The sequence below is a fragment of the Candidatus Enterococcus myersii genome (genome assembly GCF_017316025.1).
Classification (GTDB): Bacteria; Bacillota; Bacilli; order Lactobacillales; family Enterococcaceae; genus Enterococcus_C; species Enterococcus_C montenegrensis.
In genome coordinates, this window is record NZ_JAFLVT010000004.1 from 32,688 (window position 1) to 48,926 (window position 16,239).

Consider the following 16,239-nt stretch of genomic DNA (forward strand, 5'->3'; position numbering starts at 1 on the left):
CTGTTTTTTGCTTTATTTACGAATAATTGGGTTGTCTGAATGCACTACCCAGCTTTTTTGTTTTGACTTTGGATAAAACTGGATTGCTTTTTGTCGCCAGCCTTTAACGCCAACTTTTAGCGATAAGGTGTTATCTGGACTGATTTCTTTTAAGGTGTACATAGCTCCTGGTAAATCTTGAAACGTCACCATTCCATCGGCGTTAGCCGTAGCTTTTAAGGTATCCCCATTGCGAATCACCGGTGCCTTGCCTTTTTTATTAAATAAAATATAGTGGGCTGTCGCAATTTTTTCTCCGGTATCGTCTTCTCTGACAAAGGTCAAATCAAAACGGCGCCGTTTTAAAATAAATGCCTTAACCGCACGATACAATAAATAAAGCATCAGTAATACTAACAAAATTGTGCCGGCAATAATCAAAACATTTTTTTGTTCCCGCGCAGTATTCCCTTTTTCTACGGCCTTTTCCAATTTCTTAGTATAGGGCACGCGATGTCCGGTAACTAATAAACGGTGGGAATTAATCATATATGGCGTACAGGTAATCAACGTCGCTAGATCTTGTCCTGCTTCAATTTTCAAGGTGCTTGTTTCAGAAGGAAGCACCACTTCGATTTTATTGACTTCATAGGCCAATTTCTTTCCATAGACAGTTAACACAAATTGATCGCCCTTTTTTACTTTTTCTAAGTCTGTGAATAAAATTCTATCCGGCAAACCACTGTGGGCTGAAATAATCGTATGGGTATTTGCTCCTCCGGTGGGAAAAGATGTCCCTTGTAAAACGGTCGCGCCCCGATTTAAAAGAAAGTGATTGGTGGTATCAAACAATGGAATATCCACTTCAATTTTAGGAATGGCAATTCTACCAATCAAATGTTTTTGATAATATGCTTCGTCTTGCTTGTCGCTAATCTCTTCTGCGAAAGGATCATTTCCTGGTGCGAACCCGCCCTTTGTTAATGCTTCGTTTTCTTTACGCTTTTTTTCCAATTCATCTTGCTTTGTCGCCAAATCTTTTTGAACTTGTTCCAATCGTTTTTCATCTAAAAAGTCATTTAACGCATTAATATAAAATGGATATAAAGCAATTAAGGATCCGATTGCAAACATTAAAATTATCATGATACTGCCAATGAGCCGTTTTACACTACCTTTAGGCGCTTTTTTCTTCATGATTTGCTCCTTTGCCAATTCATTTGATAGTTGCGTTGTCTATTTTTACCAACTTTTTCCAACAGTCCTTTTTTCGTTTTTAGCTTAAAACGACTGTCTTTCACACGACCAATTTTTGCTTTCAAATAGGGTTTATCGGTATCTTCCCAAACAATCCGATAAATATTTCCCGGAATTTGCTTAAACAAGACTTGCCCATTTTCATCACTTGTAACGGCTTTAGGAAAATCACCTAGCGCACTTTCCAATTGCCGACTGCGATAATCTAGTAAACGAAAAGTTTTGCCTGCAACAGGCTGCTTATTTCCGTCAACGACTTGAAAAACTAAATCGTAACGATGTTTACGACTAGCAATCAGCACGAATTTTCGCCAAACCCAATACAAGAAAACTCCTAATGTTAAGACAATGATCCCAATGTATTCAACCAGACGTCGCTTATGATATTCCTTTGCCTTTTGAATTTGTTTTGTCATTTCTTCTTCATAGGGAATACGACTTCCTGTGACTAATAAGCGATGAGAATTGATCATATACGGGGTACAAGTAACCAGCGTTACCAAATCTTGATTTGGCACAACTTTCAACGTATCTAACTCATTTGGTAATACTGTTTCAATTTTTGTCACCTGATAAGCGAGTTTCTCGTTTAAAATTTCCAAATAAAATTTATCACCTTTTTTTAACTTATCTACATCCGTAAAGATCATTTTATCGGGCAGTCCCGTGTGACCTGTAATGACCGAATGTGTGCTTTTACCCCCAATTGGAAATGAACTGCCTTGTAAAATTGTTGCGCCTTTATCCAGTAATACATCATTGGTCGTGTCAAAAACAGGTAGACTAACATTGATTTTGGGAATGTAAATTGCTCCGACTGTGTGCTTGGCAAAATAGGCTCTTCCTGGCGAAGAATTGTCGCCTACACTCTCTTCAAAGGGATCTTCTACTACCCCCATGCCTGGAATACTCGTGCCTTGTTGCGCCATTTTAGCATTTTCTGCCGCTTTTTTTCTTTTTATCGCGGCGGCTTCTTTTTCATTTTTTTCCTGTAATTCTTTTTGATACGCTTCAATCCGCTGCTGATCAATATAATTGTTTAAAGAATCTACTACAAAAGGATACGAAAAAACACCTGCTCCGACTAAAAACAAAATAACCATCGTAAATTTCAGAGCTAAATTAATTTTTTCATCTTTGGACATTTTGTTTTTATTAGCCTTTTTTTTACTCATCTTTTCTGCTCCCTTTGTTATTTTTGTCCACGATTCGAATTGGTGTTTTCCCACAAACATAATAGATATCCGCAATATTTCGAATTGCAAAAATTGATGCTACTCCAACTGTGAAGAACTCGCGATTATGGCGATTTTCAGCTCTCGTGGCCGCAATCGGGTGATTTAAAATTTCAATCATAACTTGATTGTTTTGGCTACCGCCCTTTAATTTCACAAATGAGCGATCCTCCCCATTTACAAACCCGCCTAAATAATCCAAGTTGGTGTTGTCCCCATTGATTAAAACACTGCCAGTGTTGACAATGGACAACGTTATGGCACTCGCCATTTCTTGATAGCCTGCTGGTGCGCGCAACTCTTTTATCTGATAAATACCTGTTGGTAAGTCCTTCACCACAAATTGGGCTAATTCTGGTGATGCGACACCAGGGAGGTTATGGGAAATTTCTCCGGTTTGATTTGCCAAATGCATCCGCCCGCCAGTTAACGTATCTCCTTCATTATCTTTATAAATTATGGTCACATCAAAAGGCTTTAATTCGTTATAAATGATTACGTCAATCACTTCATTACGGCCGGTCAACAAAAACTTATCCGCATTAATTGTGTCTATCTCAGCTGGATTAAAGGGAACTTTAAAATAATAGGGTTTTTCATTTAACAAAAATCCCTCAACTTTTATTTCATTAATTCGATATTCTCCCGCTGTTAAATCGTCTACTTTGGCAATTCCATGCTCGTTTGTCTTAATTTCAGTCGTAACGGTTTGCCAGCCGCTTGATGTTTTTTTCTCCAAGCGCAATTGCGAATTTTTAATTGGTGTGGCCGGCCCTTTAACCAAATTAGCAATGTTCAACGTATAACTCGTCTGCTTTTGGGCTTTATTCGGATTATGCAGACCCAATTCCCGCTGCACTTCTAGTGTTTTTTGTTCAGCTGCACTTACTCTTGTTTTACTACTAACCGCTTGACTGTCCCCTACTACTTTAGCCTTGTAACGAATGTAAAGAGGAAAATCAACTTTGCGATTCACATCGATGCGAAAACCATTTTGATAGTTATCATCGGCATTTAGCCGAACATCAAATAAGCGTTCCTCATTGTTGACTTTTTTTCCAGGAAAATATTCTCCTTCAATAATTGTCGGATGAGACACTTCAATACTGGTTAAATCAATGACTTGATTTTCCACTGGGGCACCTTCAATTACTAGCTGCTCTAAGCTATCCCCTTGAGCATTTACCAATATATCCCAGGTAACAGTATTGTCTTTTGCGTCATAAAAACCTTCATTACAAAATAGACGATCTCTTTTTAACAAATATTCTGCTTCACTCTTTTGAAATTTTCGCCCGCCATATTCAAATGAAAAATCGCCAACGAAACTGTAACTTCCACTAGCTGTCTCTTGGTTTAAATCCGCACTTTGATCAAAGGTCGAAGAAACTTCTATTGCTAAACCACAACACCCCAAGTCTTCATCTAAAATTATTTCTACTTCTTTGTAAAAAGTTTCCCCGCCTTGGGTTATGGGCTCTTTTTTTACAATATGATACTGCGATTTAGCTAATAAGGTTTTATTAGCATTGGCATAAATTCCTTTTGACTTGGCATTTTCATCTGGAATTAATTGATACACACGAATTTGGTTTAAATCTTTTTCGGTGAAGTAATGATACTCACTTTGATTTGCCTTGATTACCCGCTCTTTGTCTAAGGAAATGGTGTAGCTTTGCTCTTTTTTCAAATCGTAACGGCGGGTATTTGCAAAATAAATCCAGTCAATCTTACTACGACTTTCATTGTAGACTGCTTGGCTATCCATATTTTGTAAAAAACGCTCATCACTAATCGTGGAGATTCCGGTTGTTTTCACACTATGATTGGCTTGTGTTAGGGCAGCGTCAAGATACATATTATTTTTTTTCGCCGGCATCGCTTCAATATCGGCAATACCACCTGTCCTTGTTTGCAAATAGACCGTAATTTTTTGGGTTGCGGCCTTTACTTTTTCTGGCACGATAATCTGTAATCCCGCCCTCTTGCCTTCCCACGCACCCGTTGCGGAAGTCAGCTCTTTTTTATTGCTAACCTGCAACGTGTATTCGTCATCTTTTAAATAACGAGTAACACCGGCCGCATTGGTTGCTGTTACCACAACGCCTTTTTCATTCGTTAATCTTTCAATCTCAGCTGAGTCATAGGTCTTAGGCACATCGCCTTTTTTAAAATAAAAATTTTGGCCACGCTGTTCCAAGGTTAAGGCTAATTCGACCGGACCTTTTGCACGAATCGTCTTGGCTTCTACTTCCCACAACATCGTATTGTGCCAGCCACTAAAAGCGACTGGATTAACGGCGATTGCCATTTTTTTCTCACTAGTGGCCTCAGCTGCTAACCCTGTATTACTGAAAACTTTAGCCACGACTTTTTGTGCGTCTTTTTCTGTCGAGTTATAACAAATATAATACCGGCCATCGGTTAATTTTGCTTTTGGATCATTTTTCACAAAATCAAAAAAAGTAATTGTCACAGTCTGATCGTCAACTTTATCCACAGAATACAGGCGCTCATCTAATTTGCGGCCTTTAATTCCATCTTCATCAAAAATTTTAATCGAGTCGCTATCCAACTTCCCTGCATTCACCGTTAATGTGATTGTTTCAGTTCCTGGTGTGCCTGTGGTTGTCATTTTCCCGGTGCTTTGCGCATTTCGATAATAAGCAGCCCGCCATTCAAATGATTCTTCAGCTTGACTATCATTTACTAAATGCAGCCGATGCTCAGGTACTGCCAATGTTTTTTCACTCACTGCACTGCCTGCATTTTTAGAAGTCCCACTGACCCGATTTACCACATTTCGAGCTGCATGCATTTTACGCGTTACCGTTGTCGTCTTAATAACCAATTTAACAGCAACTTCTTCAACAAATTCGACTTGCGAGCGATTGGTTTTTTCATCTACGTGAACTAATTCATAGCGGGGAACGGCAACTTTTTGTCCACTTTCGTCGTACGCCGTAATATCAAACAGCGGCAGCTGTTTGTGCTTGAGGACTTCCTTTAACTTTTCGTTGGTAAAGAAAAAATCAAAGCCGTCGCCGCTACTGGTTTCATCATCTTTATAAGGCGGTGTTATGTCATCGCTTGTTAACGTCATACTATTAATTTTGGCATATTTTCCAGCCACTTTTTTTGGTGTAACGGTCGTCTCCCATACGATGGGCACGCCACCAAGTTGGGGATCATACACCAATGTCTGGTTTGGCGATGTTGTTTCTTCAATTTTAAAACTCAACTGTGTTGTTTTAATTTCTTGCTCTTTTTTAGCCGTAGCCGTTTGTGCCAATAATAAATTTGCATGACCACTATCATCTTCTAATTCAATGCCAGTTTCTAATACCAAAGGTAAAATTAAATTATCGATAAAAAATGCATTTTGATTTAAGGTTACTTCCCAAATGTGTTCCTGACTGTCCATTTTGGCAGACTTAATTTTATAATAGCCGTAATTAACGTCCTTATTCTCCAAGCGAATCGGCTGTATCGTACTAGCTTGTTCTGGCAGTTTAAACCGTTTATCAATCCCAAATTGGAACGTGTAACTAAGTTGTAGTTCCTTACCTCTGGCAGCAGTCTGATTTTCTGCTTGCCCGATTGCCTGAGCGACAGCTGGATTGGCTATAAACTTTTTAATATCAATAATCTGCTCTAAATGCAGCTCGGTTCCTTCGTCAATGACAACATCTGGCACTGTGTTGTAATCTTGCCAGCTGCCGTTAGCAAAAACTTTTAATACACTTTCTGAAATAGGCGAAACTTTTTTGTTTTTTGGTAACAATGCATCCAGTGAGATGATTTCAATTTTATCAACTGGTGCAGCTTTCATCTCCAAAACTTTTCCCGCACTATGAAAATTGATTTCTTGTAATTGGCCATTATTTGCATTCAACCGCTGTCCCAGCAGGCGAATTCCTAAACGATAAGTCGGCTTTGCAACTCTAATTTGCGTCCGAAAAACCATTTGATAGGTGGTTTTTTCCTTGACTTTATTTGCTGTCTTTTCAACCACGCCGATTTCTTTGGCACTATTGGTCGTACGACTAAACTTTTTTTCTGGAAATCGGGTGTTAGTAGCGGCCACTAAATTGTCATCCACATCCACCACTTGGATTCCCAATTTTGTTTCATCTTGAATTGCATTTTTGGTAAATTCAATTTGCCAATAAATACTATTTTCTTTTTGGTTAACCGTGTACTTGTAAGAAATGTCAACTTCTTCGGTGGCAATAAAACGCTTGTCCTGATATTGATAAATTTCATCTGCTTTGGCATTCACCCCAGCTAAGATAAATATATAAGGCACGAGTAATAGCATAACGGTAAACAATGATAAGTATTTGCCCTTCTTCATTAGCCTGTTCCTTTCTGCCTAAACAAAATTTCAACGATTTACTTTGAAATCACTTATATTTAAAATTAGTTTTATAGTCTAATTTTATCAAAAACTTATCTTTTAATCAAAATATAATATTACATAATTCAAATCGTATTTATCGTGCACTAAAGTATTTCAAACAGTTAAATAACAGGATTATTAATGAACTTTTCGGATTAGAATATGCTATATTTTTTTTATTTCAAAATAATCTTGCAATTATTTTTATCAGTTGTCTTAAAAATAAAATGATTTACAACGCAAAAGAGTTGATTAGGCAAAATGCTAATCAACTCTTTTCTCATTTTTACTTCACTTGTTTGTTACGATACCAGTAATAGCCGCCAATTAGACCACCAATTAGCAAAATAACTAGTGCCAATTGCATGAATTTTACGATTCCACTTCCCCCAGTAGAAGGCAGGTCCCCTACATCTAGTTCATTATGAACCAAGAAGTACATTTTCTCACTTTCACCATAATTCACGGTAAAAGTATTGTTTATTGGCTTACTTTTCGCGTCCAAATAGCGAACGTGATACCCAGTTGTCGTTTCGACAAGTTGATATTCTTTACCATCTGCTAAAATTTTTGTCCAATCGGTAATGGTATTTCTTGCTGGTGTTGTATCAGTGAAGCGAATTTTTGTTTTAATATCTTTTGCAGAAATACTGACACTACCATAAGCAACTGGTTTATTTGTGTCCAAAGCTTGAATTTCAAATTCAAATTCTTTACCGTCATTAGGAAGCGGCACATTACCTGTGAGTTTTTTCTCAGCTTCAAACTCAAAAATGTCTTCTTTGGTATTCTCTGCTGTAAAATTAATCGTAATATCTTCATTATATTGAGCCGGGACATCAAAAGAATTCCCTTGGGATTCATCAGAGTTGCCGCGGATAGTATAAACAACTTTATACCCTTCACTATTTGTTTCCACAATATAATAGCTACCCTCACCTAACAGCGCTGTCCATTGATCTTTAGTCGTAATTTCAGCATTACTATTGTTAGGATCTGTGAAAACGATTGGAGCAGGATTATTTTTCTCAGAGACAATAGCTTCTCCATTTGCGATTATAGGATCGGTTGTTGCTTGTTTATTACCATCTTGTTTGCGTAATTCAAAGTTGAAAGTTTTGCTTTCTTCTAAATTTTCTCCTGTTACTTTTTTACTACCCGTCAAATTAATTTTTGGTGGTTCTTTATCTTTGCTGTTTTTGACGACAAGTCCAATATTATTAACAGCCCCAGCAACGAATTTGATTTCATCCGTAGTAACATCATTCACATTGTAACTGGCGTTATAACCTTGTTTTTCCGTTTCAACAATCACATATGTCTTGTCTGGATTCACAATTGCAAACCAATCATTACCACTGATGCTAATTTGATAGTTTTCATCCTTATAAAATTTAATAGTCGCTGTTTTTTCACCTTTTTTGACCTCTGCTTTACCAAAGGCCAAGATGTTATCTGTCAATTTTTCTTTGATTTCAAATTTAAAGGTTTTATCTGCTGCAACTGCTTCTGAAACTTCTTTTTTGCCTTTGATGGTAAATTCATCTTCATAATTTGTTACTAAAAAGTTGATATGAACGGCCTTATCTTTGGCAAAATTAGCAGTAAATTTATTATTCCCTTCACCGCCGTAACCCGAATATTTCACATTGTAACCATGAGTTGAAGTTTCCACTAATTGATAATTTGCGCCATCTTCAAGTATTTTTCCCCAGTCGCTATCGCCAATTTCATTTTTTTCGCTATCACGATCACCTGCTGAAGGGTAAAACTTGATGACTTTTTCAGTGTTGCTCCCGTCATTTTTAGTGTAAGTTACTTTACCGTAAGCAGCTGTGGCAGTTGCTTTACCCTCCACAATTTTTTGAACTTCAAACAAGAAATTCGTTTCTTTGTCGACAGTATCTTTTAATATTTTTTTAGCGCCAAACTTAAACTCCGCTTGTGCTTTTACATTGTAGACAGGGTGATAGGTTGTGGTAGTCGCTGTACCAGGCGTAATCTTAAAATAAATTTTATCCGTATAAGCCGGATAAGACTGCCCATTTTTATCTTTTGGTGGGGTAATCTCAACAAAGTAATATTGATACCCTTGTGAAAGACCGCTAACTGTTAGGCGCCCCTGCGCATCCGTCTTATATGGCTGACCGTCTGGATTTATTTTGACATGTTTATCTTGCTCAATTACATATAAATCAAATTCCGCCCCGCCCAGATATTCATCTTCAACAGGATCTTGTTTAATAATCGTCACACTACCCTTAGGTTTATAATCCCATTTATGGGTTTCTGTTCCTCCATTCCACTCTGAGAAAATCAAATTTCCTTCAACTGTTGTACTCGCTTTGCCTGTGGCACCTGGGGCAACGATAGCACCTTGGATAATTGCACCAATATTAATGTTTTCTTTATATAAAGCGTCACTACCTGCTGAATAGAAATTATACAGCACAGGGCTTTTTGTAAAGACAGAATGCTCTCCTGTATTAATCTTTTGACCATCAGAATCTTGGAGCTCGATTTCTTGTTTATAATTAAAATTTTTGGTACCTGCCGAAATTTCCACATTAAAGTAGACGTTGCGCACTTTCCCCGAGTGATCGGGCTCTAATCCTTTAATGGTTAATTTACGTTGAACCTCATGGGAACTTGGCGCGATTTTAATCACGATAGACTCCATATTGTCGTAGGGTGCTTTGGTTAAATCAATCTTTTGTTCATGAATCTGATTATTATTATCCGTAAAGAAAGCTTTATCAACAACAATGTCTGGCTCCCAAGTGGCAATATCTCTATTTAGATTTTCTAAATAAGCAAATTCCTCCTCAAAATTGATGTAAGGTATAGAACTTTCCCGCTCAAAACTTATATTACCGCTAAAATCAACCTTCCTATTATTTAAATATATTTCATTTGCATTCTTACGATAAGAAATACCTGACCCCAGTACAAATTTAGCCGGTGCTTGTGGCGAAGATTTGTTAATACCATTAAAGCCATCTCCCAGCTCTCCGGCATAAAAAAGTTCATTTGCCGAACCCGCTCCCGTATTCGTTCTTACATTAGCGATTGGAGCGGCGAAATTTCCATTCAAATGTTGACCTAAATCAATTTTTTTTGCAAAGACATGGAACAAGCCTGCTGCTCGTAACGTTGTCAATCGTGCGGAGGGTTCATCATCATAAACCGTCTTAGCATAGGACAATCCATCTGCTGATGTTGGAGAATTTTCTGCTCCTATTTGTCTTGTGGAAGTCGCTTGTGAGCTGTTGCTACCAGCACCTCCACTTGCTCGAGTCTCTTCTGCTGTCACCACTTGTTTATCTAACAGTTGCGTTTCTTTTTTAGCTTCATCCACTAACCAGACAGATATTTTCATCTGCTTTGTATCTGTTCCAAATTCTGCTGTGAAATTACTCGTTGGGTTAGCGTTTTTCTCTTCGCGATAATTTCCTTTATCTTCTGTCACGTTATCCTTTGAGATATTGGCTTTGTTATTCGGATTTAAAATTTGGTATCTGATTTTATATTTTTGATTTTCTGAAAAAGCTTTAGTAAAAGTAACTTGCCAGTCTGCTTTTGCGCCATTATCTTTTAGCGTATTCGTATAGCTGACTTTTAGTCCTTTAATCTGAATCAGAGTTTGTTTATCATTAGCATCTCTTAAATCGGTCAAATCCAATTCATCTTTTTTCGGCACAAAAATTAGTTCTTTTTTTGCTTGCTCTTTTTCACTAAGCAAAGGATTTTCTACAACTTGTCCCGAAGATTGCACCGTTTCATTTTCACCTGTTGCCGCAGGCGTTTCTGCTACTAAACGCGTTGCTAAATAGTAACGTTTCCCCGCTGTAATAGGGATTTTGAACGTTCCTTCTTCTTTCAATTGTTGTTCAGAGTACCAACCTTCTGGTGTTTTACCAAAATCAGTGGTCGCTTCTAAGTCAATACTTTTGTTTTCCTCATCGGCTACTAAAAAATGGAGGCGTAAAGTTTCATCTGGTTGATGTGGCCGTTTTTGATACTTGATTTGAATATACGGCCCCGTTTCATTTTCTTGCAGTGTTTGCGTCAACAAAAGATTATCATTTTTGATCACGTCTTCTGTTTCATCATTACTGGCAGATGTTTTCCAGATAGATGATGCCGACAACAAGCCTTCAAGAAACGGTGATAGCATTAATACTATGATTAATAATGCAGTAATTTTCTTTTTCATCATTCATAACTCCTTTTAATAAATCGTTTTACTTACCAGAAAAAACAAGCGTTATTCATGATGAAATGAAAAAAGGCAGTAGATTTAACAAATTTCTTCGTCTCACTGTATGCCTCATTACGTTCAACTATCTTATTTTATCGCTGAAATCAAAACGAGATTACTTAACCTGAAATATTCTTTTTACTATTTTTATAACCATACTAGCTCACTAAATTTAGTTATCTTCATTTTTTTTGCGCCACAAGAAAATTGCACCAATAAGAATAATTACTCCAATCACTGAAAATGCAGCTTTTCCTTCATTTGTTCGCGGTAACATTCGGCGGGTGGTTGCTTCAACTGTCGCAACTAACTGACCAAGTGTTTGTGGTAAACGTAGTCTGTTTGAAGTTTCTTGCTGGGAGTGAACTGCTTCATTTTGCGTATTGTAGACACGCGGCATTTGCTTTTGCTGCGCAGCTTCCGGCACAATACCCGTGATAAGTTCTTCCATTTTTTGGCCGTTAATCGTTACCGCTTCTTCCCAAGTTGCTGGAATGACGACCTCTACTTTTCTCGCTTCCGCGGTAATTTCATAGCCGTTTGCTGCCTGAACTTCTTCAAAATAAAAAGTTCCTGAAGGTAAAAAGCGTTCCCCAGTATTAACTAAGCCCGTTTCATCTGAAATAAATTTGTTTACCCGTTCATCGTTTAAGGGGTCTTCAGATTCTACCCATTTATTTTTCAGATCCGTTGTGGGGCTCATGTCCAAATAAAGCCGTCTCCCGCTTTCTTCCCGATATAAAACAAATGTTGCTCCTGCTAGCGCACCTAGATTTTCACCGCTTCGGTTTTGACCAAATTTATAAAAGTATGGATCACGAACATAGCCGACATTTTTGGGATACAGATGGATTTCTGTTAACTCTTCATTATTTGCCATCACAGGTAATGTCACCAAAATCGGCTTAGCAAATTTTTCCAAGTCAACATTTAATTCTTTTGTTTCAGATACCGCTGTTTCCACAATTAAATAGGCTTTAAAGGTATCGCCTTCTTTACGTGGCAAATTAGTAAAACGTGCTATTCCCGCTTGCTTTGAAGCGGGATTATCTTTTGTGATCACATCATTTTTGGTTACTACTGTCTTACTGTTGGCAATGCTCATTTGTGGTAATTGCGCATTTTCAGCAATCTTAATGGCATTACTTCTTGTCATGCGAGAAAAGACTTGTACGATATCTCTTGCATCCTGAATCTCACTGTCGTGGTAATACTTTTTAAAGGTTGCTACATCCACTAATTTTGTCGCATCCCATATTTTATACTGGGCGCCGTTTAGCGGAACTGAATTTTCTAATAATGTATTATCCTGACTTTGACCGTCTTCCTTTTCTTTATCGATAGGAAGTCCGTCATTATCATAAAACCAAGAATCTAAATTTTCATTAGCTCGCCAACGCACATCTCGAAAAATTCGTTTGTGCAAAACGATATCGATCGCCTCACCCGCTGCGTCAGCTGATTTTCCAGCAAAAAAAGCTGAACATAAACCGACCATAAATAATGGTAGTAATAAAAATATTATTTTTTTCATATAACCCCTCCACTTAACCATCTACTTATAAATAAGTTTAAGCAATGGAGTGTGCCTCTATTGTACACACTCTGATTGATTTTCTCACTTTACTCATACTTTTCTTTTCTTCAAAAAAAGAATAAAAACGATCGTTATTTAACTTTGCAGAATTAGCGATCTAATTTGAAAAAAGTTCCTTTCCTCCATTATTTAATCTTTTTTACTTAGCAAATTTATTAAAAACATAAAGATTATTTGTTAAAATTGATTTAGATGTAATGATTCTCCAACCAAAAAAGCTTTTACAATCTTCAAATAAATCACTTAAATAAGAATATCATCTAATCTTTTTTTAATCAACAAACAACTCGCCTAGTTTAAAGCAAGCTATAAACGCCATTTTAAAAGCTTTCCCAAATAACAAAATAACAAATCCATATATAAATATTTTAATTTTAACAATATCATGATAAAATAAAAATTAGATAAGTATTCTTTAAGGAGGTGGAATAATGTTACTAAGTCCATTAATTTTAGATGACGCCGCCAGACAGAAAATCAGCGTGATGGAGTTTTTTTCAGATAAGGAAGCAGGCACTTACTCGATAAATTATCTTTGCTCTGAACTAAATTTGTCCTATACAACCTTAAGTACCCTGACACAAGAAATTCATGAGAATTTATTAGAACTTGCAGGGAAGCCTTTTTTAACCGCTAACGGTAAAATATTATGGCACCCGGCAGATTATCATCACAACGAATACATTCAATATCTCGTTCGGACTTCTATTCCGTATAATTTCATCTTGTATTCCTTAATCAAACCTGAGGCAACTTTTGAAAATTTTTGTGAAGATTTTTACTTGAGTCAATCAACGATTTTACGGAAATTACGTCCTTTGAAAAAGTATTTAAATTCTTTTAGAATTCGCCTACTAGCTTCTAAAATGAAGATTGACGGAAATGAAGCGATGCTACGGATGTTTTATACCACCTATTTGTGGGCGGGAAATTTAGGAAAAGATATCCATCAGAGTGAATTCAATTTTTGCGATGAACGTAAGATTATGCGGGAGCTTCATTTTGATAAAGCGAATTTCATGCACCCGCGGGAAATATTTCTGCGCCTTTGCGTTAATCGTTTGCGGGCAGAACAAGGTTACAAACTGGAGTTACCTAAATTTCAAACGTTGCCTTTTAGTGAGTTCTTGCCATCGTTGACAACTTATTGTGAAAAATTCATCACCGATCCACAGCAGGCATACTTACAAGGTCGTTTTATTTCCTACATGTTGTATTTCACGCCTTTTTATATCAACATCAACGACTTTCGAATCAAAGAACTTAACGAATATTACGAAGAACTAAAGGAAGCGGGAAATAGTTTAATCGACTTAATTGAAGAGTATGAGCAATACTTCTTTACCGAATTAGTCCCTGAAACAACGCCTGATTATGAAGAGTCCTTTCTATTACATATCAACTTATTCGTAACCTTAATGAATTATGTCATTCATCAAGGTGATTCTCCTTTAATTATGGATATTACGCGTCATGAACACGCCCATGAACATGATGCCTATCTTGAATTATTAAAGCGAAATGGTGATTTTTTCCGTCGCATCTGCCGTCGTAAAAACTTTGCCTGGCTTGCGGATTGTTGTGATGATTTAGTAGAAGATGTGACCTATAATATTTTGCCGACCTTCAAAAACTGTTACGACAACCAAACACTAAATGTCGGTATTTTAACAATTCCTGATTACTTTATTATGCAAACCGTCAAAGAAGTTTTAAATCAGTTTGGCTTTGTTCAAGTTTATTTTACGAACTTTGATGATCCTAATATTGATTTTTTCATCAGTACCTTTGACGTTCTTTTACCTGATAATTTAGCAAAACCAAATTTCATTGTTGAATAAATCGAAGATAGCAGTTATGAAAAAGAACTTTTTGCCCAACTTTGGCACGCTTATCGTCAAAAAACATTACAGCAATCTAAGCTGCAAAGAAAAAACTGTCAGCAACTGTCTTCTTTAAACGGTGAATGCGACAAAGCAATGTCTAAAGATATCGATGCTGCCAATTAAAGCAATAAAAGCCAAACCTGATCGAGTGATTTCGGTCAGGTTTGGCTTTTATTTAGGGTTACTTATTTATTTGGTTTTATCTTTATAAAATTTACGTATGGAAAATCCAAACAACAGCAGTAAAAATAGTACAATCAACATAATCTCAAAACCTAGTTCGCCTTTTTTAAACTTTTCAGGCAACTGCTTTGTAGCCAAGACTACATTATTCAGACTAAAACCTTGGACTCTATTTTTTGCCCGTTGAACGTGTAGCACTTTAGGCGTCGCCTTTTGTAATACAATTTCTGGTACTTTACCATCTCGCATTTCGCAAATTCCTACGCCATTAACAGTGGCTGGGAAAAAATCCCCCTTTAAATCCGTCCAGGACGTTGGAATGAAGACTTCGACATCGCTGATTTGCACATTTTTATCAAAACCTGGAACTGCTTTAATTTCTTGAAAATAATAAGTTCCTGGTGGTAAGTTGCGATGATTCGTAGTAATTAATCCTTCTTCATCGGATACAAAGTGTTCTAGGCGCTTATCATTTCTAGGTTGCTCAGAAAATGTCCAGGAATACCACGTATCACTGCCATCATTTTTTTCCAAATAAAGTCTTTTCGCTTCATCATTAAGTTTATACAACACATACTCCACACCAGCTAAAGGCATTTCACCGGTGCCCCTCATTTTGCCATAATTGAAAAAATAAGGGTGTCGCGAATAGTATACTGTTTCCAAATACAAATCTACTTCGTTTTCAGGATATTCTTTGGGATCAAAGACGGTAGGAACCACACTTTGCTCTTGCACCCCGTTAATTTCTGAATTCGGCTCTGCTTTGACTTCTAAGATTAAATACAAGGGGTCTTTTGCTTGCTGTCGGGGAAGATTCACGGTCGCAACGCCAGCTTGTTTTGTCTTTTTGTCATAAGTCGTTTGTGCTTTTGCAACAATCTTATATTTTTTAGCTGCCTCAAAAACATCGCGACGTGTCGCATCTTTCCAATCTGCTAATACAATTTTTTTAGGTTTTGCTTTTGCATCGAGGGGTTGGGTTAAATCATAAATGATAAAGTTAGCCCCATCTTGTGGCAATGTTTGACTAAGAAAAGCTCTCTTTTCATCTGCTACCTTCAAATCATAGGTTATCTTATTTTCAATATCGAAAAAAATGCGCTTGTGCAGACGCAATGTAATTTCTTCTGTTGCAAAGGTTGGCCTTGCCACTGCAAAACAACCGAGAAAAATAACAATCGTAAAAACAAGTAGTTCAATCTGGCGTTTCATCTTCTCACCACCTAATATTAAAATATCCTCATTTAAAGTATAGCATATTTTTAAGCAACGTCCATTTCGGCACAAAATTTTTTCAAAAAGTAAGCAAGAATCGATTAGCTGCTAATTCGTAATTAAAATAAAAAAGCTCGTGCTTCATAACAAATAAAAAGCACCAAAAAACGCGAGAAAATTTCTATCAATTAGCTTTTTCGTATCAAAACTTTTTTACAAAA

7 protein-coding genes are annotated in these 16,239 nt (G+C 36.9%); 1 reads left to right on the plus strand and 6 read right to left on the minus strand.

Going from position 1 to position 16,239, the window contains the following annotated elements; genetic code table 11:
• Nucleotides 1-12: 12 nt before the first annotated feature.
• The 5 genes from JZO76_RS02270 to JZO76_RS02290 all read right to left on the minus strand — a co-directional run bounded on the left by JZO76_RS02270 (nt 13) and on the right by JZO76_RS02290 (nt 12,668).
• The gene (locus tag JZO76_RS02270; RefSeq protein ID WP_206902556.1) at nt 13-1,176 is read right to left on the minus strand and encodes a class C sortase; all 1,164 of its coding nucleotides are present in this window, start codon (nt 1,174-1,176) and stop codon (nt 13-15) included.
• Complete coding sequence (locus tag JZO76_RS02275) at nt 1,173-2,411, minus strand: class C sortase (protein WP_206902557.1); 1,239 nt, start codon at nt 2,409-2,411, stop codon at nt 1,173-1,175. The genes JZO76_RS02270 and JZO76_RS02275 overlap by 4 nt, the downstream gene beginning before the upstream one ends.
• Complete coding sequence (locus JZO76_RS02280) at nt 2,404-6,828, minus strand: prealbumin-like fold domain-containing protein (protein WP_206902558.1); 4,425 nt, start codon at nt 6,826-6,828, stop codon at nt 2,404-2,406. The genes JZO76_RS02275 and JZO76_RS02280 overlap by 8 nt, the downstream gene beginning before the upstream one ends.
• A 331-nt stretch (nt 6,829-7,159) precedes the next feature.
• On the minus strand, nt 7,160-11,089 hold the full coding sequence (locus JZO76_RS02285; protein ID WP_242595741.1) for a hypothetical protein: 3,930 nt from the start codon (nt 11,087-11,089) through the stop codon (nt 7,160-7,162).
• A gap of 217 nt (nt 11,090-11,306) precedes the next feature.
• Nucleotides 11,307-12,668 carry a pilin N-terminal domain-containing protein gene (locus tag JZO76_RS02290; RefSeq protein ID WP_206902560.1) on the minus strand — a complete coding sequence of 454 codons (1,362 nt, stop codon included), beginning with the start codon at nt 12,666-12,668 and terminating at the stop codon, nt 11,307-11,309.
• A gap of 494 nt (nt 12,669-13,162) precedes the next feature.
• On the opposite strand from JZO76_RS02290, the gene JZO76_RS02295 reads away from it, so the two are divergent.
• The gene (locus tag JZO76_RS02295) at nt 13,163-14,572 is read left to right on the plus strand and encodes a helix-turn-helix domain-containing protein (protein WP_242595742.1); all 1,410 of its coding nucleotides are present in this window, start codon (nt 13,163-13,165) and stop codon (nt 14,570-14,572) included.
• Between the two features lie 234 nt (nt 14,573-14,806).
• On the opposite strand, the gene JZO76_RS02300 is transcribed toward JZO76_RS02295, so the two are convergent.
• Nucleotides 14,807-16,015, minus strand: coding sequence for a pilin N-terminal domain-containing protein (locus tag JZO76_RS02300; RefSeq protein ID WP_206902561.1), 1,209 nt, complete (start codon nt 16,013-16,015; stop codon nt 14,807-14,809).
• Between the last annotated feature and the right edge of the window lie 224 nt (nt 16,016-16,239).

Coding starts and splice junctions, on each gene's coding strand:
- JZO76_RS02300 (WP_206902561.1), bottom strand. CDS start 16,015: ATGAAACGCCAGATTGAACTACTTGTTTTTACGATTGTTATTTTTCTC.
- JZO76_RS02270 (WP_206902556.1), bottom strand. CDS start 1,176: ATGAAGAAAAAAGCGCCTAAAGGTAGTGTAAAACGGCTCATTGGCAGT.
- JZO76_RS02295 (WP_242595742.1), top strand. CDS start 13,163: ATGTTACTAAGTCCATTAATTTTAGATGACGCCGCCAGACAGAAAATC.
- JZO76_RS02275 (WP_206902557.1), bottom strand. CDS start 2,411: ATGAGTAAAAAAAAGGCTAATAAAAACAAAATGTCCAAAGATGAAAAA.
- JZO76_RS02290 (WP_206902560.1), bottom strand. CDS start 12,668: ATGAAAAAAATAATATTTTTATTACTACCATTATTTATGGTCGGTTTA.
- JZO76_RS02280 (WP_206902558.1), bottom strand. CDS start 6,828: ATGAAGAAGGGCAAATACTTATCATTGTTTACCGTTATGCTATTACTC.
- JZO76_RS02285 (WP_242595741.1), bottom strand. CDS start 11,089: ATGAAAAAGAAAATTACTGCATTATTAATCATAGTATTAATGCTATCA.